Consider the following 20,858-nt stretch of genomic DNA (forward strand, 5'->3'; position numbering starts at 1 on the left):
CGTCTGTCCTTCAGGTGTTAATCAGGGTGGGACGAGTGGCAAATGAAATTTCTATTTAGTTTATGGGCATCCCCATGCCCTGCGGTGGGAAGATGATGCGCATCGTGGCTCCGGGCAGGCTGTCATGCAGGCGGGTTGGCGTAATATCAAGCCGGGCGTGATGGAGTGCGAGAATGGCGGAAACAAGGCTCAGCCCCAGTCCGCTACCGGGAATATGGCGGCTTTTGTCCGAGCGGTAGAAACGCCCGGTCACGGCCTTTCGTTCCCCTGCCGGAATGCCGATTCCCGTGTCGCTGATCTGCATGATCGCGCACTGTTCGCGCATGGAGGCGCGAATGGCCACGCGGCCGCCTTCGGGGGTAAACTTGATGGCATTGTCCACCAGGTTGGCAAGTACCTCGATCAGCAGGTCACGATCGCCCTGCACCTGTATCGCCCCCTCTCCCTCATCGCATGAAAGCGTGATCCCCTTGGTCTCGGCAATGGGTTCATACAGGTCCACGATATCGGCCATCAGCGCGCCAAGCGCCACCGTACCAAACCCCGCGCGCCTGCGGCCGTTCTCGATCTCGCCTATGCGCAGAAGTGCGGTAATGATGGCGAAGGACTGGTCCAGGTCATCAATGGTGCGGCCAATCACGTTACGCAGCGCTTCGGCCGAGTGCCCGGCGCTGAGCGCGCGGTCAAGGCGTGCACGCACGCGGGTAAGCGGGGTGCGCAGGTCATGGGCGATGTCATTGCCCACGTCGCGTATCTCATCGAGCAGTTGCTCAAGGCGGTCGAGCATGCGGTTGACACTGGCGGCAAGGCGCTGGAGATCATCATTCTGCCGCCCCGCGGGCAGGCGCTCGTGCAGGTCGCCTTCCATGATGCGGTCGATCGCCTCATGCATTTCCTTGACGCGCGACAGCGCGCGGTGGCTGAGGATAATGCCGGTAATCAGCGCGAACAGCACGGTCGGCACGATCGAGACCAGCATGGAATGCCGCATCATCAGCCGCAGTTCGGTGCGCATATGCCGGCTACGCCCCAGCACCAGGTAGCGATCACCCGGCACGCGCAGCGCCACCATGCGCAGCACGGTCGAAGACCCGCCGCCCGTGGCCTCCGGGCCGATCACATGCACGCGGCCATCAGCCACAAGCCCCGTGGGCCAGGTATGCTGGTCGCCCACGATATAATGCTGCTCGGCATCGAACAGGGTCGTGACATTCATGATCACGCGCAGGTCATCGGTCGCGCGGTCACGCACCTGCTGCTCCAGTACTGCGGAGGGTTCGCGCTGGAGGATGCTCGCCTCACGCAGCAGCAGAATGTCGGAGCGCCTGGCCTCAAATACGCTGGCCTGGCTGTAGCCGAAGAAGAACTGCAGCGCCGCCGAACCGATCATGGCCGCCACCACCGCCAGTGTCAGGCGGAAGGTGGCGGTACGGAACAGCTCGTTACGAAACACGCAGCATGAACCCCGCACCCCGGATGCTCTGGATCAGGGCAGGCTTGCCGTTCTCATCAATCTTGCGACGCAGCTTGCCGATATGCACGTCCACCAGATTGGTCTGGGGAATGAAGCGGTAGTTCCACACATCTTCAAGCAGCATGTTGCGCGTCAGCACCTGGTTTGGGCGGCGCATGAGGTATTCCAGCAGCCTGAACTCTCGCGGCAGGAGTTCGATCAGAACGCCCTCGCGCATGACGGTGCGCTCGATCAGGTCCATCTCCAGCGGGCCGGCGCGCAGCATGGTGTGGCGCGAATTGTCGGGGCGGCGCAGAAGGGCTTCCAGACGTGCGGCCAGTTCCTCCATGGCGAAGGGCTTGGTCAGGTAGTCATCGCCACCCGCCTTCAGCCCGCTCACCCGGTCGTCCACCGCCGAAAGCGCGGACAGCACCAGCACCGGCACATGCACCCTGCGCTCACGCAGGGTTTCGATCAGGCTCAGCCCGTCCAGTTCGGGCAACATGCGGTCCACGACCATCACATCGAAATGCGCGTTCAGGCCCATGTCCAGCCCGGCCGCACCCGAGACCTCATGCTGAACATGATAGTTGCGGCTTTCCAGTTCCTCGATCACTTCCTGCGCGATCTTGCTGTCATCCTCCACAAGAAGGATGCGCGGCATGGTTTCTCGCGCATGGGCCGGAGGGGGCGGTTCGGGACGGTTGGTTTCGGGTGGAACGGTCATGATCCTTCCGCTTATGCCGCGCGGGCCGGAATGCGGCCAATTAAATTAGTGTTCAGCCTGCCTGGTACCGGCCGGGCCTTCTTCCATCCAGTCACGGGTCACGTCATCACCGGCCAGGCCGCCGGGTGCGGGCGCATCCCGCGTGTCCACATCCAGTTCCCGCAATCTGCGCGTGACCAGACCGGTGCGCCTGCGCGCCTCATCAATAGAGGAGGACATGGCGGAGGCATTGCGCGCCAGTTTCTCCAGCACGCCATCCATACGCAGCATTTCCTGCCGGGTTGCGCCCAGCAGGCGGGCAATGTCATCGGTCCGCCGCTCCAGCGCCAGCGTGACATAGCCCAGATGGATGGTACGCAGCATGGCCGGCATCAGCCCCGGCCCCATCACGATCACGCGATAGGAGCGGCCGATCTCATCCAGCAGACCAGGAATGCGCGCCACTTCCGCGTACAGCCCGTCGGTAGGCAGGTACAGCACTGCGAATTCTACCGTTATGGGCGGGACGATATACTTGGTGGCAATCTTGCGCGCTTCCATGCGCAGCGTGGTCTCCAGCGCGCGACGGGCGGCGCGCTCTGCATCGGGGTTGCAGTCATCGACTGCCTGCAAAAGGCGCTCGTAGGCTTCGGTCGGGAATTTGGAATCGATGGCCAGCACAGGCGGCACGCTGGCACGCACGGGCATGCGCACGGCAAACTCCACCACCTCGCGGCTGTCATCGCGCAGGCGGCGGTTGGTCTCGTAGGCACCTTCGGGCAGCACGTCATCAAGTATGCTGCGCAATTGCGCCTCCCCCCAGCCACCCCGGGTCTTGACGTTGGAAAACAGGCGCTTGAGGTCGCCCACCTGCGCGGTCATGGCCGAAACCTCGCCCATTGCTTTCTGCATGGCCCCGATCTGCTCCAGCACGCGCTGGAAGGAGGTCTGCATCTGCTTTTCCACCGCCTGGTGCAGGCGTTCGCTCACGGCGGCACGCAGTTCGTCGCTATGCCGCCTGCCTTCTTCCGCCATCTCGCGCAGGGATTCGGATTGGGCCACGCGCATTTCCGACAGGTCGCGCCCCATCATGCGCGCGATACGGTTGAAGGTTTCCGTCATTTCCTGGTGGCGCTGGTCAAGGCGGGTGGACAGCGCGCGCTCGATCTCGGCCATGCGGGCGCGCTGGACCTCATTCTCCGCCACGCGGGCTGCGGTCTCGCGCTCGACCATCACGCACAGCCGGCCCAGAAGGTCTTCATCCGTCCCCTGCCCCGCCATGAGGGAGAGGCGGCGCAGAACCACAAACACAAGCAGGCACGATATGGCCGCGCACAGCATGCCAATCCACACAATGGGGGATACGGACATATCGGACATGGCGGACTCTTTCCACAGAACAGGAACAAAACATGTCCGTGCCCTGTAATGGCATAGATGTAAACCCACCATGTCTTTTTGGAATATCTGGCAGCCGTGTTATGCAGTAACCGAAACGATCGGCATGCCTCCGTCCCGCCCGGTCGGTGCGCACGTGACACGAACCGCTGTGAAGGACATCCGCCATCATGCCCGAGCAATCGCGGCCCCGCCCGCAAGGCCAGTCCGCGCCTGGCCGATCGCTGCGATTGCTACTGCGCAGCCTGTATGTGCAGGTCATCATTGCAGTAGTGGCGGGTGTGGCACTGGGGCATTTCTGCCCCGACACGGCGGTGGCGCTCAAACCGCTGGGCGATGCGTTCATCCGCCTGGTCAAGATGGTGATCCCGCCGGTCATCTTCCTGACCGTGGTGACGGGCGTGGCCAGCCTGTCGGATCTGGGACAGGCTGGCAGGCTTGCGGGCAAGGCGATGGTGTATTTCCTCATCTTCTCCACACTGGCGCTGGTTGTGGGCATGGTGGTGGCCAACATCGTGCGCCCCGGCGCACAGATCCACGCCAACCCTGCAACGCTCGATACCCATGCGGTAGCCGCCTATACGGCCAAGGCACAGGCGCATTCCTTCGGTGATTTCCTGCTCAACATCATTCCCGACACGGTGGTCAGCGCCTTCGTGTCGGGCGATATCCTGCAGGTGCTGCTGGTTGCCATCCTGTTCAGCATCAGCCTGTCGCACATGGGGACAAGGGGGCAGGCCATACTGGTCCTGCTCAGGCAGTTGACCCAGTTGGTGTTTGGCGTGGTACGGCTGGTCATGTACGCTGCCCCCATCGGGGCGCTGGGGGCCATGGCGTTCACCATCGGGCGCTTTGGCGTGGGTGCTGTGCTCAACCTTGCCATCCTGGTGCTCACATTTTACGCTACCGCCGCCCTGTTCGTGCTGGTCATACTGGGAATGGTCGCACGGTGGAACGGTTTCCGCATTACCGCGCTGCTGGGTTACCTGCGTGAGGAACTGCTGATCGTGCTGGGCACGAGTTCGTCCGAATCAGCGCTGCCCAGCCTCATGACCCGGCTGGAAAATGCAGGCTGCGCGCCGTCGGTGGTGGGGCTTGTGGTGCCGATGGGCTATTCCTTCAACCTTGATGGCACCAACATCTACATGGCGCTCTCCGCCCTGTTCATTGCGCAGGCAACCGATGTGCACCTTGGCCTGGCCCAGCAGGTCAGTCTTCTGCTGGTCGCCATGGTCAGTTCCAAGGGCGCCGCTGGTGTAACCGGGGCCGGGTTCGTTACCCTCGCTGCCACCCTCGCCGTGGTACCCGACGTGCCGGTGGCGGGTATGGGGCTGATCCTGGGTATTGACCGTTTCATGTCCGAATGCCGTTCGCTAACCAACATTATCGGCAACGCGGTGGCCACCATCGTACTGGCCCGGTGGGAAGGTGCGCTGGATACAGACCGCCTGGAAGCCGCCCTTGCGGGCCGACTGGATGACGAACAGGCCCTGACCCCCGTCATGCCCGCCACACAGCGCGCACCCGCAGCGCCTCCCACCATCCACTAGGGCCGTCCATTTCGTACCACCTGTCCATTCGCGTCCATAGAGTCTTCATCATGCCTGTTTTCCAGCCCCAGACCGGATCACTGACTACCGCACAACGGATACGAAGCATTATTGCCGGTTCATCCGGGAATCTGATCGAATATTACGACTGGTACGTCTACGCGGCATTTTCCATGTATTTTGCCCGGTCGTTCTTTCCCCCCGGCAATGCCACGACCGAACTGCTACGCAGTGCGGCGGTGTTTGCCATAGGCTTCCTCATGCGGCCGGTGGGCGGGTGGCTGATGGGTCTCATGGCGGACCGGCACGGGCGGCGGGCGGCACTCAGCGTGTCCATTGTCGCCATGTGCACGGGGTCGCTGGCCATTGCCGTGTGTCCAACCTATGAGCGCATCGGCCTTGCCGCCCCCAGTGTGCTGCTGTTCGCCCGCCTTCTGCAGGGGCTGAGCCTGGGGGGCGAATACGGGGCGAGTGCGACCTACCTGTCTGAAATCGCACCCCCGGCCCAGCGCGGGTTCTATGCCAGTTTCCAGTATGTGACGCTGGTGATGGGGCAACTGCTGGCCCTTGTGGTGCTGCTGGTGCTCCAGTTCTTACTGCTCAGCCCCGCGCAGCTTGGGGCATGGGGGTGGCGTGTGCCGTTTGGGATTGGCGCGCTGCTGGCGCTCTCTATCCTATGGTTCCGCCGTGGCATGGCGGAAAGCGAGCAGTTCAGCGCCGCCACGCGCGACACTAGCGCCCATGGCGGCCTGCGCGTACTGCTGCACCACCCGCGTGAGGTACTGGGCGTATGCGGACTGACGCTGGGCGGTACCGTCGCGTTCTACACGTTTACGATCTACATGCAGAAATACCTGGTCAACACGGCGGGGCTGAGCAAGGAGCACTCCACCGTGGTCTCCACCGCTTCGCTAGCCGTATTCGCGCTGGTGCAGCCCATCTTTGGCGCGCTGTCCGACCGGGTGGGGCGCAGGCGGCTGCTGCTTTCCTTTGGTGTAATCGGGTGCCTTGGCACGGTGCCGCTCATGCGCGCGTTGTCTGTCGTACAGTCACCGCTTGCCGCGTTCGGGCTGGTGACGGCCGCACTGGTCGGTATTTCGGGCTATACCGCGATCAATGCAGTGGTGAAGGCCGAACTGTTCCCTACCCGTGTGCGGGCACTGGGGGTAGCGCTGCCTTATGCCCTGACTGTATCGGTCTTTGGCGGCACGGCGGAATATGTGGCGCTGTGGTTCAAGCAGATCGGGCATGAAGGACTGTTCTACTGGTACGTAACCGGGTGCATTGCCTGTTCGCTCCTGACCGTGCTGTTCGTGCTGCCCGGCCATGACCGCATCACGCCGGAGGCCGCACGCCCGCCCGGTTAGGGACGGACGGATGGGGCAGCCCGGCACGCCTTAATGGATATGCATGACATTGCGCAGGAAACCGGGCAGCAGCATGGCATAGGGGTTTACATGCACGCTCGGGTTGCCCATCGGCCCGGTGACCTGATAGGTAGCTGAGACCACACCTCCGTTCTTTTCGGGGCTGAACAGCCAGCCCAGCAGGCCCGGCAGGTGGCCCGGCGCGGTATTGACCGCAAAGGCGGGGATGATGGTGCCATCAAGGCTGAGCGTCTTTTTCTCAAGGTTCACGTCGCCTGAAACAGTCGCACCCAGCGATGCATTGCTGACCAGCCCGTCGGCTATGTGGATCGTTCCCTCATCCAGCGTCACGGGGGCGGCAAGCTGCTCGATCTGCATGCCCGGCGCATGGGGCGCGCGTAGCCAGCCGTAGATCGACGCATTGTTCACCAACCTGACCACGGATGGCACGTTACGAAGTTGGAACGGCCCCATGGTGACCTTGCCGGTAAAGGGGGCGGAGGGCGTGCTGTCATCGAAACTGCCGTTAATGTCGGTCACGCCGCCCTGCATCTGGTCTGTCACCTTCATGTCTCGCAGCAGGTCGCCCAGACTTGCCACATGCACATCCAGCACGCGGCTGTTGTCCTGCGGGGTCAGGCGTGCGCTGGCCGCGACCGGGCCTTCAACCGTCAGCACCCCGCGTGTCAGCCGCGTGCCGTTGGTCTCAAGGTGGCTATGCACGTTGGTCAGTGTGTCGGTGGGGCCATAATACAGGGTGCGGGTATCGACATTCAGGGTCCATCGCCGCCCTGGCGGGCTATTTACGCGGCCCGTCGCCATTTCGGGCACATGATAGCCACTGCTGCCCTGATGGCTGGCCACCTTGGCCGCGGCGGAAGGATTCGGGGCGGTCTGGAATGAAACCAATGGCGAGAGGTCAAGTACCTGGGCTGCGACATTGACGCCAATGGGATCGTTCTCGCGCTGGGGCAACATGACGGAGGCATTCCCCACCGAACGGCCGACACGGAACCCACGCAGGATGAGCCGACGCGCCATGCCTGACGCGGTCTCGGCATGGCCATCAATCAGCAGGTCGGGGCCTACGGCACGAATGTTCTCGATCGCCGCGATCTGCCCATGTTCCAGTTGCAGTTCGACCGAGGCATTGGCCTCCTGTCCCACCCTCTTGGACCAGATGGGAATGGCCAGCGCCGCGCGGTCGAGATCGAGGTCGATATCAACCTGCGCCTTCCCGCCCACATAGCGGTCATAGTCCACATCAAGCAGGGCGCTGCCGGAGAAATGCTCCCCCATCTCGAAACCCGCGCGCCGCACGCCCTCGGGGGTGACATGGCCCTGCAGGCTGGCACTTTCCACCGCATGGACCATCGGCCCGCTACGGAAGTCCATGGTATAGATCACGCTTGAGGGAATGCCCGCCAGCACCCCGGTGCCCTGCAGCAGCAGGCCCTTGGTCGTAGCGTCAATGCCCAGATTGCCGTTATCGAGTGGCCTGCCCACCACCACGTTGCCCAGATGCACGTCACCCAGGTCGGTATGGCTGCGCAGGTCGATCTGGTCCAGCCGCACATGCGCATCAAGCGGCAGCGCGATGTGCAGCGACACATTGGCCCGCCCCGAGGGGTGGGTGAAGGTCATGGGGTGGCGCGAGAGCACATTAAGCCGCGGTTCGGCCAGCAGCGCCAGCACATCGCGCGTATTACCCAGCAGTGTGGTGTTAATATCGCCCACCTGCACTTTTTCATTCAGGCCAGTAATGAGCATGGAACCCGGACCGACCTCGATCCGTCCGGTGCCGGTGGCATCCACGTGGCGATCCGCCAGATCCACCAGTTGGTAGGCATGGCCAAAGCGGATCTTGATCTGGTCCGGGCCATCGAATGTCAGGTGGGCATCCATGTCATGCAGGGGCGGGATGGGACGCAGCCAGTGCAGTTCCATGTGATCCGCATCGATCGTACCGCCAAGCGAGACAAGGTCGAGCCCGTTCCAGCCCGTATGGCTGTCCAGTCCCATGTTGACCTCAAACTCCCTTACGCGCCCCTGCGGGATGTTCTGCGTGACCCAGCGCCGTGCGCCCTTCATGGCGCGAGGCGGCCAGAAATCGCCCAGCGAGGCAAAATCCAGCGCCTGTGCACGGGCCGAAACAGTGACCTGCGCCGCGCGGGGATCAATTACGGATGTGGATTTGAGTTCTGCCTTCGCCTCCAACGTCGGTCCCGTGTCATCATCGGCTGCATGGCCGGGCACGCGCAGATGCAGTACAAGGTTGTTCAGCGCCACATGCAGCGGGCCATCAAGCGGGTCCGTGGCCGGGCCAGGGCCTAACGCACCCACCAGGTCGGCACTACCCTGCCCCACCAGGTACTGCCCGGCCTTGCGCGTATTGACCTGCCCGTTACCGGCCTCCAGATGCATGGTGAAATCATGCGGGACGAGAAAGGACATGGTCCGGGCACCCGCACGGAAGGAAACGTGCAGGCTGCCCCCCACCGGCAGGTCGAGCGGCGCCACTTCTTTCTGCCCCGGTGCGAAAGCTGCCGGACTGATCGGGTCCAGCCCCACCGTCCAGTCCACCTGCTGCGGACCGATATGCTCACCCGTGCCATGCATGACCAGCCGCTCGCCATTGCCCTCCAACCCCAGCCGGACATCACCGGTAATGCCCTTGAGCCCGGAATCGGTCACGATCTTCAGCCGGACATCGGCCTCGCCCAGCCGCCAGGTACGCGCCGTCATGCGGTCGGTAAAAGTGACGTGGGTGTCGGATATGATGGCCTGACGCAGACCGTCCAGGTCCACGGGTGGGGGTTCTTGCGGCTTGAGCGAGGGATAGGGCGTATCTGGACCCAGATCGAGGCCAATCTTGCCCGCCTTGCTACGCGCAAACCGCAGCCGCCCATGGGAAGCCGAGAGTTCAAGGATGCGCACCCGCCCATGGACCAGCGCCGGGCTGTCTATGGTCAGGCGCCCGCGCCGCAGGCTATCAGCCAGTTCCCCATTACGGCGCCGGATGGTGACATCCTCCACCCATATCACCAATGGGGCGCGCAGCCCTTCATGCACGGCATTCCAGCCCATGCGCACATGCCCCGCCGACAGGCCACCGATAATATCCTCATGCTTCAGCCCATGGGCCACGGGAATTGGCATGAGCAGCCTGATGACAGGTGTAATGTCCAACGGCCCGGCGGAAAGCCGCAACGTCAGCACCAGCAGCAGCACCGCAGGCAGCGTGATGCATACCAGCACCAGCCACACCACCACCCTGCCTCCCGCCATTACCGCGCGGCGCACGCGGCTGGGGGGCGGGTGTGACGGCGGAGAGGGTTGACCTGCTTCCGTCATGCCGTCCACGCTACACCACCGCGCAGGTCTGCGTGGTTTTCCAGTCTCTTACCGGACCCTTTCCCATGGCCCAGCCCACACCGCCTTCCCCCGTGCTGCACCCTTCGTGGCATGGCTGTACCTGGCCCTACCCGGCAGATGGGCGGGCAGCATCCATATTGCGTGAAAACCTGGTAGCGGCCTGCGACCGGGCAGGGCTGTCCGATATCACCACGCTGCCCGGCGTACTGCCGCTGATCGATGCGGTGGGAGGAAATGCGCCGTACCTGTCCGACCTGGCGCAGCGCGACATTACCGCATTCATGAATCTGCTGACCGAGGGGGCAGATGCCTGCACGCGCCGCATCCTGGATGCGCTGGCAGCCCTGCCGCCCGATATACCCCGCACACAGATCATGGCTGAACTGCGCGTGGCCAAACGGCAGGCGGCGCTGGCCATAGCCCTGGCCGACATAGGCGGCGTGTGGGGGCTGGAACAGGTAACGCTTGCCCTGAGCCTGCTGGCGGAAAACGCGCTGGGGGCGGCGGTCAGGCATCTGCTGCTGCATGCGCACGAAACGGGGCGCCTGCGCCTGCACAACCCCGAAAACCCGTGCCGGGGCAGCGGCTTCGTGGTTCTGGCAATGGGGAAGCTGGGCGCGCGGGAACTGAACTACTCCTCGGACATAGACCTGATCGTGCTGTACGACCCTGACCGCCACCCTGCAAACGAGGGGCTGCGACATACCTTTGTGCGCATGACTAGCGATCTTGTCACCCTTATGGAAGCGCGTGATGCAAATGGTTACGTTTTCCGCATGGACCTGCGGCTGCGGCCGGACCCCTCCGCCACACCTGCCGCCGTGTCCATTCCCGCCGCCATGCAGTATTATGAAAGCATGGGCCGCACGTGGGAACGCGCCGCCATGACCAAGGCCCGCCCCGTGGCGGGGGACATTACGGCGGGGCGCCGTTTCCTCAAAAGCATTCATCCGTTCGTCTGGCGCCGCCATCTGGATTTCGCGGTAATCGACGACCTGCATGACATGAAGGCCCGTATCGACCGCCACCGTAACGCAGGACATGCCGATCTGGACAGCCTGCCGCCCGAACGCATACGCGATCCGGCCGCCGCTACTGCGTGGCTTCTGGGCCAGAATGTAAAACTGGGCCAGGGCGGCATACGCGAAGTGGAGTTCGTGGCCCAGGCGTTGCAACTGGTATGGGGAGGCCGGCGGCCTGAACTGCGCGACCCCACAACGCTGGGCGCGCTGCGCAGGCTGCGCCGGGCGGGACTGCTGGAGCGTGCCCAGTCCGCAATACTGGCCCGCAATTACCGCATGCTGCGACAGGCCGAACACCGCCTGCAGATGCGTATGGACCACCAGACCCACAGCATGCCAGACACGGTAGACGGATTCGCCCGCTTCGCCACCTTCATGCTGGCGGCGGCGCCGGGCGAGCTTGCCAGCAGCATGCTGGCGGTCATGCAACGCTCGCGCCGTATATTCGACCAGCAGTTTGCCGAAGGCGGACGCAAGGACGAGACCATCGCCCCCGAGGATGCCGATGCGGCCGACCGATTGCGCGAACACGGCTTTGCCGCTGACGATATCAACGATGCGCTCGTCATCCTTAACCGCTGGGAGAGCAACCGCCTGCGCGCCCTGCGCTCGGACCGCGCGCGCAAGCTGCTGCGCCGGGTCCTGCCCACCATCATGGCCCAGATCGGCAGCCGCCGACAGCCGCTGGCGGTGCTGCGCCGCTTTGACGCCCTGCTGGAACGGCAGTGGGCGGGGGTTCAGTTCCTGTCGCTGCTGGAACGCAACCCTGCCCTGATCCACCGAATCGTGACCGTGCTCGACTGCGCGCCCTTTCTGGCTGACCATCTGGCGCAGACCCCTTCCGCGCTGGATGGGCTGCTGGATATGGAAGATGGCCCCGGCGCGCTGGGTACGGTCACAGCGCTGGTGCGGCGGCATGTAACGGGTGCTGCCACCGCCGAACAGGTGCTGCCGGTACTGCGCGGACTGGTCTGCGGGGAGGAGTTCCGCCTGTCCGTCGCCCGCCTTGAACACCGGCTGGGCGAAGACCGCGCAGCCCGCGCCCGCACTGCCATGGCGGATACGGTCATGCGCGGGCTGCTGGCGGTGGTCACGCGCGAACACAGGCGCCGCCACGGCAGCGTACCCGGCGGGGCCATGGCGGTGGTGGCGCTGGGCAAGGCGGGATCGCATGAAATGATGCCGTGCTCGGACCTTGACCTCATGCTGGTGTTCGACCACCCGGACGATGCCGGCGAGAGCGTGGTCCCCGCCACAGCCACGGTCGATGGCATCCGGCCACGCCCGCTTTCGGCGGGCACCTATTACGTGCGCCTTGCCCATGCCTTTGTCGCCGCACTGACCGCACCGGGGCGGGAAGGGCCGCTGTACGAAGTGGACATGCGGCTGCGCCCCTCGGGCTCCAAAGGGCCGGTCGCGGTCTCGCTTTCCGCCTTCCGCCGCTACCATGCGGAAGCGGCCTGGACGTGGGAGCGCATGGCGCTGACCCGCGCCCGCGTGGTGGCAGGCCCACCCCGGCTGATGGGGGAGTTGCGGGCCGCGATCGACCACGCGCTGAACGACATCCCCCACGCCACCGCACAGGCACGCGCCACGATCCTGCATGACGTACGCCACATGCGCGAACGCCTGGCCCGCGAACGCCCCGCCACCAGTCCGTGGGACATCAAGCGCCGCCGGGGCGGGCTGATGGATGTGGAATTCGTGGCGCAGGGGCTGCAGTTGCTGGCCACATCCCCCGCCATGCGCAGCCAGTCCACACGCCTGGCGCTGCTGCGCATGGCGCGCGCGGGTGAGATGGACAGTGCCGACGCCAGCGTGCTGCGCCGCGCCGACCTGTTCTGGCGCACCCTGCAGGGGCTGATCCGCATTATCTGCGGCCGTGACGTGCCCGAGACCATCCCCGCCGCCAGCCTTGAAATCCTGACCGGAGAGTTCGGCGTGAGCGACGCCACCACCCTGCTGCGGCGCATGGAACGCATGGCTGCCGAAGTCATGACCATATTCGACCGCCTCATCCCGCCTCCAGCGGATACGCCCGCGCCATAGCGGGTCTGGACCTGCCTCCCCATGCCCGGTTCCCTCATGCCCAAAAGCATTGCATGATTGCCGCCCGTAAACCCCAGCCGCATGCACCCCGTGGCAACACGCACCGCATGCGGGCAGATTAACAAGGCAGGTCATGAGCAAGGTTGTTCCCCCTTTCCCCGAACCCGGCAGCGCGGTGCCCGATTTTGACATGCCCGCAAGCGGTGGCCGGACCGTCAGCCTGAATGGCCTGCACGGGCACCCGTTCGTGTTGTATTTCTACCCCAAGGCCAATACATCGGGCTGTACGAAGGAAGCCTGCGAATTCGAGGCAGCGCTTGCCGACCTGCACAAGGACGGTGTGACCGTAATCGGGGTCTCGCGTGATGACATGCCCGCTCTGGAAAAATTCGCGGCCAACCACGGCCTGACCTTCCCCCTCGCCTCCGACAGCGACGGTCATGTGACCGAGGCCTATGGCGTGTGGATAGAAAAGTCGATGTACGGCCGTACCTACATGGGCATCGAACGCGCGACCTTTCTGGTCGATGCGACGGGCCACCTGGTGCAGGCATGGCGCAAGGTCAAGGTCACCAACCACGTCACCGCCGTGCGCAAGGCCATTACGGCCCTGCAGCTACAGGCGGGCACGGGAGCTAGGCAAGCTCAGTAATAAGGACGGCCCGGGCCAGGTCCGTAGGGGCCATAGGCCATGACCGGTGGCGGGGGCGGGGGCGGGCCGTAATAGACCATGGGTGGTACCGGGGGGTAATAGACCGGCGGCGGGGGCGGGGGTGGCGGCCCGTAGGCCTCCATCATCGCGCCCCCCACGACACCTCCCACGACTCCGCCGATCAGACCGCCAACAAATGCATCACCGGGTCCGCCACGCCCATGGGCATGGGCCTGTGGCGCCGCCACGGCCAGTCCGGCCAGAACCATGAGCCCGGTTGCGATGCATCGTGTATTCTTCATCACCGTGTTTCCGCTCCTGTATCGATGACGGGGCAACACTCCGCCGAACTCGTTTAGACAGAACCGGCATGGCGATTTACGGGCAGGCCACGCCCTTTTCATGCCACAAAGCGGACCGATCCGTTACGGATGAGCGGCGTGCAGTTCCTTCAGCCCGGAGGGGATGGCAAACACATCCGCTCCCTGGGGCGCGCGGGTCAGGGATGTGGCGGCCACCATCACCTTGCCATCGCGGATGACCTGCATCATCACGCCATCATCCGTGTAACAGATCTCGCTGGGGCGCTGGTCGGTATCCTGTGTCTGCCACAGCGTGCAAGGCGTGCCCGCCACGTTCGATACGCCGGTACGCAGCCAGTTGCCCTGCGCGCGCTGGCCCATGACCACATTGGCCGCACCGGGTGCGGGGATGATGGTCTTTACCTTCTGGTCGGCATTGACCACCGTAAGCGTGCCCGCGTGGTAATCGGTAATCATGTAAGTGGCCGCATTGCCCGGATCGACGCGCTGCATCATGGTGCTGGCGGACCAGCGCATGCGCTGGGTCATGACGGCGCTCGTGTCATGTGGTGGATAGATGTCGTAGCTGACATCCACATCATCCTGCGGCGTGACGTAAGGGGTCTGGGCATCAGATGCCGGGGCGGTCGCGCCATCAGCAGCATGGGCGCAGCCCACGCCCGCCACAAACAGGGCACCCATTATTACGGTCCGGCACAGGCCGGGGGCCAGTCGTGTCACTTCATGCAATCCTTGAAAACCGGCCCTGAAGCGGGCCTGAAAACAGATCCAGAAAAGGTGGCCGGGCCATCACCCGCCCTTCGGGGCCTTGGCAGCCGGAGTACCGGGCGGCGGAGGCGGGTCGATCTTGCGATAGCCCTCGGGGGGCTGGAACATGCTGTCGGGTATGGGAGCATACACCACTTTCGTCGCTTCCAGCCGTCCCTTCAGCCCATCACCATCCACGCCTATTTCCTGCAGTACCACACCATCATCAGTGACACAGGCGGTGGCGTTACCCTGATCGGTTGTGACATCCCACTGCGTGCACGCAATCCCCGCCACGGTAGATGTACCCTTGCGCACGAACGTCATGGACAGGTCGAGCAGGAAGGGGTTGCGGATGCCGTAACGGGCATCAAGCTGGCTGTACACCTTCTGCGGGTTTATGATGATGGTGACCTGGCGGCTCATGCGGTTGAGGATCGTCTCCCCCATGCCCTGCGGGCTGTCGATTCGCATCAGGCCGCCATTATAGGCAAACCATGTGCGCACGGTCTTTGGTGTGTCCACGCCATCAGGCTGGACATTGTAGTCCACCTGCACATCGCGCGTGGGAGTAAGGGGCGGATGGACGCTGGGGGCGTCCTGCGCCCAGGCGGGCTGGGTGCCACAACCCGCGGCCATGCCCGCCATGACCGTTGCCATCCCCAGCAGTCCCGCGCCCTTCAGTCCTGTGCCTGTTCTTGTCCGCTGGCGTTGCGGGCGGGGCGTTGCATGCTTCATCACGTCTTTCCCTTCATCTGCGCAGACGGAAGCCTGCATGGGCGGCCCTGTCAACCACACGGACCGGGCAACCGCATGGGCGGGTCATGCCGCGCGCAGGGCACGGACGGCAGCCTCCACCGCTGCATCCTGCCCGTTGCCAACCCATATGGCATCGTGCTCCACCGCCCGCCCCAACGCATGCAGGTAGGTGCGTACCGGGATTTCGACCCCGCCAAAACCGGACAGGTGATCGGTGCCGAACTGGGTATCAAGCAGGGTAAAGCCCCCCAACCGTAGCCGCGCCACCAGATGAACCAGCGCCACTTTGGAGGCATCGCGCATGCGGCTGAACATGCTCTCGCCAAAAAAGGCCTGCCCGATGGCCACACCATACAGCCCGCCCACCAGTTGCCCTTCGTGGCGCACTTCCACGCTATGGGCGTGGCCCATGGCATGCAGTTGGCAGAACAGGGTGCGGATGCGTGGGTTGATCCATGTGCTCTCACGCCCCGGCGCGGGTTCGGCACAACCATCCATGACCGCAGGGAAGTCCTGGTCCGCAACCACCGCAAAGCGCGACGACAGCACGGTACGCATGAGCCGACGCGAGACATGGAAGCCATCGAGCGGCAGGATACCACGCCATTCGGGACAGAACCATTCCAGTATATCCGACCCGGCATCGGGCGCCATGGGGAACAGCCCGGCGCGGTAGGCCCGCAGCATGAGTTCGGGCGTGATGGGAACCGTGTCTTGACCCGTCATGTTCTTGGGATAACCCTCTTGCGTGCTCCGGTGGCCTTGACGGGCCACGGCATGACCGCGTTCATCAGGAGAAAATACCCATATGTCCGATACCCAGCCCCGCCTGCTGCTAACCCAACGCCAGACCCCTGCGGTCATGCAGCGCATTGAACACAACTTTACCATATCCGGCGCGCCAGACCACAAGATGACGACACGCGAACTGCTTGATACCGCGCGTGCCTTCCAGCCCGACGCCATCATGACATCAACCGGCCTGCCACTACAGGGCGATGACGTGAAGCAGTTGCCCGACTGCGTGAAGGTGGTGGCCACCGTAAGCGTGGGCACCGACCACCTGGATATTCCCGCCCTGCATGCGCGCGGCATCATTGTCACCAACACCCCCGATGTGCTGACACAGTGCAATGCCGACATGGCCATCCTGCTCATGCTGGCGGCCGCGCGCCGGGCGGGGGAATACACCACGCTCATGCGCAGGGGGTGGGGGCAGTCGCTGGCCATGGATGAACTGCTGGGCACGCGCATCAGCGGCAAGCGGCTGGGCATTGTGGGCATGGGCCGCATTGGCCGCGCGGTGGCGAAACGTGCACGCGGCTTTGACATGGAGGTGCTGTATTCCAACCGCCGCCGCCTGCCGGCCGAGCAGGAAGCAGGCGCCACCTATTTCGCCACCATTGCCGACATGCTGCCGCATTGCGACATACTGAGCCTGCACATGCCCGCCAGCCCCGAAACGGACGGCATGATCAATGCCGACCTGCTGGGTCGCCTGCCGCGCGGGGCCATCTTCATCAATGCCGCCCGTGGCGCGCTGGTGGACGAGGACGCCCTGATCGACGCGCTACGCAGCGGCCAGCTTGCCGCCGCCGGGCTGGATGTTTACCGCAACGAACCCAACCCCGACCCGCGCTTTCTTGAACTGCCAAACGTGTTCCTGACCCCGCATGTGGGCAGTGCGACAGTCGAGACCCGGACCGACATGGGCATGCTGGCACTGGACAATGTGGAAGCCGTGCTGAAAGGTGCCCACCCGCCCACACCCGTCGGGGCATGAAACAGGCGGCGACCTTCAGGGAGAGATGACCATGGGACTACCCGGCATATTCGTGATTTTCGCGCTGATCGCCCTTGTGCTCAATGCCGTGGCACCACGTTTTCACGGCATATGGGAGACATTGCTGGCGTTCTACTGCATCTTCGCGCTGGTGGCGGGGCTGATTGAAGTCCGCCTGACCCTGAAAGGGCGAGCCGCCGCTGCCAGCGGGCAGGGCTGACCCACATGCAACGTGGCGGTGCGAAGGGCTTTCGCACCGCCACGTGCGTCAGCTTTCGCTGGCCTGGGTTGCCGCGTGGGCCTTCAGGTCGGCTGCGGTGCGGCGTACTTCTGGCCCGTATTCGCGCTCCAGCCTGCGGATGGTGAAATGCGCCTGCGCCACCGCCCGGTAGTGCGACAGGAACGCCGCATTGAGCGATGCGCCACATAGCGCACCCGCCACCGGCATCATCTGTAGGGCGAATTTGCGTGACAGGCCCAGCCCGTAATGGGTCGCGACCTCGCTGACCAGCATTACAACCGGGCGACCGCGCAGCATGGCGCGGGCGGAGAAATACCCAAGTTCGTTATCTTCCCCCTGCCCCTGCCCTTTCGGGCCGCCAAAGGGGAAGGCGCGCAGGGCAAACACTTCCAGACAGGCGGCGCACGCGTCTTCCTGTGACAGGTCCTCGCCCTGCTCACGGGCAATGCGTGCGATCTCACGCATGATGGCCAGCGTGGTGAAGCCCACATCCGCCACCAGTCCCGGCAGTCCGGTAAACCCGCCGACCGCACCCGATACGGTCACGGCGGCTTTGAGTGCGGGATCACGCCATGTGGGCGCACCCGCCGTGACCGAGACATCGTGCGGGCGGTCCATGCCCAGCACCGCAATGTCAAACGCGCGCCTGATGGCGGTTTCGGTCGCGGATTGCAGACGGGCCTGCAACGCGGGGGCCAACCCCAGCGTGCGCATACCCAGCATGGCCGCCTGCCCCACCGCGCCGCCCATCAAATCCGCCAGGCGCACCAGTACGCCCCGCCCTGCCTCGACGCGTTCCAGCGCCTGCTGGAGTTCAGTAATACACGCGCTGTCCAGCGTCAGCGGTGCCAGTTCATTTGCGGAACCTGCACTCATTACAATGCCTTTCGCCTGATCTTCCGAAACAATACGAACCTGCCCCTGCTCCGTGCCCTCAAGGCCGTGGCGGGGGACCAGTCGCTACGCCCCTGCGGCAGTTCCAACCGTTTCAGCACCATGGCCGCCTTCTTGCAACGTGCATCACCATGGCGGCAGGCATGAAACGCGGGCCTGCCCTAGCTGTTCCAGCCCCCCATGCGGCACAGATGCGCCCAGTGCCCATCCGATACCGGCACCACCGACAGGCGCGACTGCCGCACCAGCGCCAGATCCGCCAGCGCCGGATCAGCCTTGATCGTAGCCAGCGTGACCGGATGCGGCATGGGGCCAATGGCGCGCACGTCCACACAGACCCACTGACCGGTTTCCGCCGTGGGGTCGGGATAGGCTGCGCGCACCACCTCGACCACGCCCACGATTTCGCGCCCGATGTTGGAGTGATAGAAGAACGCCCGGTCGCCCACCTGCATGGCCGCCAGGTTCTTCTTTGCCTGATGGTTGCGCACGCCGGTCCACGGTTCCACGCCGTTTTCCACCTGCTCGGCCCAGGAAAAGGCGTCCGGCTCGGATTTGATCAACCAGTAGGCCATGACCGCTTTTCCTACTCCACCCGTAGCCCATCACGAAAAACTGAACGGAACGGACGGATCACCACGCTCTCGAACAGGTCCACCTTGGCGTAAGGGTCCTCCACCGCAAAGCCTTCCGCCGCGGCACGATCAGCCACATCCACCACCAGAAGACTGCCGCAGGGGCGGTTTTCCGCGTCCAGCAGCGGGCCACCGTGTACCAGATGCTGCTTCCACCGTTCCAGATAGGCAAGGTGGCGCTCACGGGTTGCCTTGCGGGTTTCAAGGCTGGCGGGTCTGTCGGTACAAATGATCGCAAACAGCATGTTTTCTCCTCTCGTAGTCGGACCGTACCATCACGGAACAGGACTGGCCGTGTCTTTTCTAACGCGATAGTGTAGAGCAGGAAATCGTCAGCCCCCAGCCACGCATGGGTAATGGCGGAAATTTTTCTTGACCCCTTTCATTGCAGGGACGGTGCCCCCGGCACGGATGGATCAACCTTGAACGCAACGCAGAGCCTTACCGCGCGAACCGGTAACCTTTTTCATCGATATGCCAACCCCGGCCGTTTCCTGCGCATGGGGGCGAAGCTGCAACCATGGCTGACATGGCCGGCACTTGTGCTGTCGATGGCCGGAATCGCATGGGGGCTGTTCTTCTCCCCCGCTGACTGGCAACAGGGTGATAGTGTACGCATTATGTACGTGCATGTGCCCACCGCATGGCTGGCATCATCGGGCTATATGGGTCTGGCCGTGTGCTCGCTCCTGTCGCTGGTGTGGCGCCACCCGCTGGCCGATCTTGCGGCGGTGGAAATCGGGCCGGTCGGTGCCGCCATCACCGCCGTGTGTCTGGCCACCGGTTCGCTATGGGGCAAGCCGATGTGGGGCACATGGTGGGTATGGGACGCGCGCCTGACCTCGGTGCTGGTGCTGTTCTTCCTGTATCTGGGCCATATCGCGCTGATCCGGGCATTCGATGAACCGCAGCGTGGCTACCGCGCCGCCGCCATACTGGGGCTTGCGGGCGCGATCGACCTGCCCATTATCAAATTCAGCGTGCAGTGGTGGAACACCCTGCACCAGCCTGACAGCATTACGGTTACCGGGGCGCCGACCATGTCCACCTCCATGCTGTGGCCGCTGGGACTGACCACGCTGGGCTTCACGCTGGGGTTTGGCGCGATCGTGCTGGCCCGCCTGCGTGCCGCGGTCATGGAAAGCCGCATCCGCACCATCCTGGCCGCCAACCGAGGCCGCCAGTCCACCGCCCAGTCCGCTCCTTCTGCCGATAGTGCCACCGCATGACCCATCTGCCCTATATCGCCGCCGCCTACGGCCTGACCCTTGGCGTGGCCGCCATCCTGTCCATCAATGCCACGTTCCGGCTCCGCCAGGCGCGCAAACGCCTTGCCGCCATTGAGCTGCCACGGACCCGCCAGCCATCATGACACGCAAGAGCCGACGCCTGTGGCTGGTAGTGGCGTGCATGATCGGGCTTGGGTCCGCGGCCGCCCTCACCCTCAACGCCTTTTCATCCAATATCGTGTTCTTCATGGCGCCCTCGCAGGTGCATGCCAAGCCGCCGCCGGCTGACCGCACCATCCGTCTGGGTGGCATGGTGGTGGCAGGCAGCGTGCACCGGGAGACGGTAAAGGATACCCCCGTCAACCTGTTTGACGTGACCGACGGACAGGCCGCCGTGACCGTGCGTTACGAAGGCATCCTGCCCGACCTGTTCCGCGAGGGGCAGAGCGTGGTGGCTGTGGGCACGGTCAACCCCGATGGCACCTTCCGCGCCAGCGAAGTACTCGCCAAGCATGACGAGACCTACATGCCCAAGGAAGTGGCGGAGGAACTGCGCCGCAGCGGCAAGTGGGACCCCCGCTTTGGCAAGGCGCCCGACGCCGCAAGCTGGAACACCATGACAGCGGCAGACGGCCCGAAGAAACCGGCCACCCAGACACCTGACGGAAACTGACA

The 20,858-nt window shown here is 64.2% G+C and carries 20 protein-coding genes; 9 read left to right on the forward strand and 11 right to left on the reverse strand.

Annotated elements, in window-relative coordinates:
• Positions 1-55: 55 nt before the first annotated feature.
• The 3 genes from GLX_RS05645 to GLX_RS05655 are packed head-to-tail and all read right to left on the reverse strand — an operon-like array spanning position 56 to position 3,539.
• Positions 56-1,453, reverse strand: a complete 1,398-nt coding sequence (locus GLX_RS05645; RefSeq protein ID WP_014105041.1) for a sensor histidine kinase — start codon at positions 1,451-1,453, stop codon at positions 56-58.
• Positions 1,443-2,180, reverse strand: a complete 738-nt coding sequence (locus GLX_RS05650; protein ID WP_014105042.1) for a response regulator transcription factor — start codon at positions 2,178-2,180, stop codon at positions 1,443-1,445. Before GLX_RS05650 ends, GLX_RS05645 begins: the two co-directional genes overlap by 11 nt.
• Positions 2,181-2,225: 45 nt before the next feature.
• A complete protein-coding gene (locus tag GLX_RS05655; RefSeq protein ID WP_050856091.1) occupies positions 2,226-3,539 on the reverse strand; it encodes a DNA recombination protein RmuC in 1,314 nt (437 codons plus the stop codon).
• Between the two features lie 188 nt (positions 3,540-3,727).
• On the opposite strand from GLX_RS05655, the gene GLX_RS05660 reads away from it, so the two are divergent.
• The gene (locus tag GLX_RS05660) at positions 3,728-5,107 is read left to right on the forward strand and encodes a dicarboxylate/amino acid:cation symporter (protein WP_014105044.1); all 1,380 of its coding nucleotides are present in this window, start codon (positions 3,728-3,730) and stop codon (positions 5,105-5,107) included.
• A 50-nt stretch (positions 5,108-5,157) separates the two neighbouring features.
• Positions 5,158-6,474, forward strand: coding sequence for an MFS transporter (locus GLX_RS05665; RefSeq protein ID WP_014105045.1), 1,317 nt, complete (start codon positions 5,158-5,160; stop codon positions 6,472-6,474).
• Positions 6,475-6,504: 30 nt separating this feature from the next.
• Here GLX_RS05665 and GLX_RS05670 read toward each other — a convergent pair whose 3' ends face one another.
• Positions 6,505-9,828, reverse strand: coding sequence for an AsmA-like C-terminal region-containing protein (locus GLX_RS05670; protein ID WP_014105046.1), 3,324 nt, complete (start codon positions 9,826-9,828; stop codon positions 6,505-6,507).
• Positions 9,829-9,893: 65 nt separating this feature from the next.
• Between GLX_RS05670 and GLX_RS05675 the strand changes: the two genes are divergently transcribed.
• Entirely contained in the window at positions 9,894-12,920 is a 3,027-nt protein-coding gene (locus GLX_RS05675; RefSeq protein WP_014105047.1) for a bifunctional [glutamine synthetase] adenylyltransferase/[glutamine synthetase]-adenylyl-L-tyrosine phosphorylase, read from the forward strand.
• A 133-nt stretch (positions 12,921-13,053) separates the two neighbouring features.
• Positions 13,054-13,572 (forward strand): peroxiredoxin, encoded by a 519-nt coding sequence (locus GLX_RS05680; RefSeq protein ID WP_014105048.1) that lies wholly within the window; start codon positions 13,054-13,056, stop codon positions 13,570-13,572.
• Here the strand turns inward: GLX_RS05680 and GLX_RS05685 are convergent.
• The 4 genes from GLX_RS05685 to aat form a co-directional block, all read right to left on the reverse strand.
• The gene (locus tag GLX_RS05685) at positions 13,566-13,874 is read right to left on the reverse strand and encodes a hypothetical protein (RefSeq protein WP_014105049.1); all 309 of its coding nucleotides are present in this window, start codon (positions 13,872-13,874) and stop codon (positions 13,566-13,568) included. The two genes, GLX_RS05680 and GLX_RS05685, sit on opposite strands and share 7 nt — an antisense overlap.
• Positions 13,875-13,997: 123 nt before the next feature.
• Positions 13,998-14,615 (reverse strand): hypothetical protein, encoded by a 618-nt coding sequence (locus GLX_RS05690; protein WP_014105050.1) that lies wholly within the window; start codon positions 14,613-14,615, stop codon positions 13,998-14,000.
• A 69-nt stretch (positions 14,616-14,684) separates the two neighbouring features.
• Positions 14,685-15,380, reverse strand: a complete 696-nt coding sequence (locus GLX_RS05695; RefSeq protein ID WP_041247647.1) for a hypothetical protein — start codon at positions 15,378-15,380, stop codon at positions 14,685-14,687.
• Between the two features lie 84 nt (positions 15,381-15,464).
• Positions 15,465-16,127 carry a leucyl/phenylalanyl-tRNA--protein transferase gene (gene aat / locus GLX_RS05700; protein ID WP_014105052.1) on the reverse strand — a complete coding sequence of 221 codons (663 nt, stop codon included), beginning with the start codon at positions 16,125-16,127 and terminating at the stop codon, positions 15,465-15,467.
• An 82-nt stretch (positions 16,128-16,209) separates the two neighbouring features.
• On the opposite strand from aat, the gene GLX_RS05705 reads away from it, so the two are divergent.
• Together GLX_RS05705 and GLX_RS05710 are read left to right on the forward strand one after the other, a co-directional pair.
• A complete protein-coding gene (locus GLX_RS05705) occupies positions 16,210-17,184 on the forward strand; it encodes a 2-hydroxyacid dehydrogenase (RefSeq protein ID WP_014105053.1) in 975 nt (324 codons plus the stop codon).
• Between the two features lie 31 nt (positions 17,185-17,215).
• Positions 17,216-17,404, forward strand: coding sequence for a hypothetical protein (locus GLX_RS05710; protein WP_041247648.1), 189 nt, complete (start codon positions 17,216-17,218; stop codon positions 17,402-17,404).
• Between the two features lie 48 nt (positions 17,405-17,452).
• On the opposite strand, the gene GLX_RS05715 is transcribed toward GLX_RS05710, so the two are convergent.
• The 3 genes from GLX_RS05715 to GLX_RS05725 all read right to left on the reverse strand — a co-directional run bounded on the left by GLX_RS05715 (position 17,453) and on the right by GLX_RS05725 (position 19,199).
• Complete coding sequence (locus GLX_RS05715; RefSeq protein WP_014105054.1) at positions 17,453-18,301, reverse strand: EcsC family protein; 849 nt, start codon at positions 18,299-18,301, stop codon at positions 17,453-17,455.
• Between the two features lie 179 nt (positions 18,302-18,480).
• Positions 18,481-18,894, reverse strand: a complete 414-nt coding sequence (locus GLX_RS05720) for an EVE domain-containing protein (protein WP_014105055.1) — start codon at positions 18,892-18,894, stop codon at positions 18,481-18,483.
• An 11-nt stretch (positions 18,895-18,905) separates the two neighbouring features.
• Positions 18,906-19,199 (reverse strand): YciI family protein, encoded by a 294-nt coding sequence (locus GLX_RS05725; protein ID WP_014105056.1) that lies wholly within the window; start codon positions 19,197-19,199, stop codon positions 18,906-18,908.
• A 177-nt stretch (positions 19,200-19,376) separates the two neighbouring features.
• Between GLX_RS05725 and GLX_RS05730 the strand changes: the two genes are divergently transcribed.
• Genes GLX_RS05730 through ccmE form a run of 3 tightly spaced genes read left to right on the forward strand, consistent with a single transcriptional unit; the run spans position 19,377 to position 20,856 of the window.
• A complete protein-coding gene (locus GLX_RS05730; RefSeq protein WP_041247649.1) occupies positions 19,377-20,183 on the forward strand; it encodes a heme ABC transporter permease in 807 nt (268 codons plus the stop codon).
• Positions 20,180-20,326 (forward strand): heme exporter protein CcmD, encoded by a 147-nt coding sequence (locus tag GLX_RS17030; RefSeq protein WP_014105058.1) that lies wholly within the window; start codon positions 20,180-20,182, stop codon positions 20,324-20,326. Before GLX_RS05730 ends, GLX_RS17030 begins: the two co-directional genes overlap by 4 nt.
• Positions 20,323-20,856 (forward strand): cytochrome c maturation protein CcmE, encoded by a 534-nt coding sequence (gene ccmE / locus GLX_RS05735; protein WP_014105059.1) that lies wholly within the window; start codon positions 20,323-20,325, stop codon positions 20,854-20,856. Before GLX_RS17030 ends, ccmE begins: the two co-directional genes overlap by 4 nt.
• The last annotated feature ends 2 nt before the right edge of the window (positions 20,857-20,858 follow it).

Source organism: Komagataeibacter medellinensis NBRC 3288 (genome assembly GCF_000182745.2).
Lineage (GTDB): Bacteria > Pseudomonadota > Alphaproteobacteria > Acetobacterales > Acetobacteraceae > Komagataeibacter > Komagataeibacter medellinensis.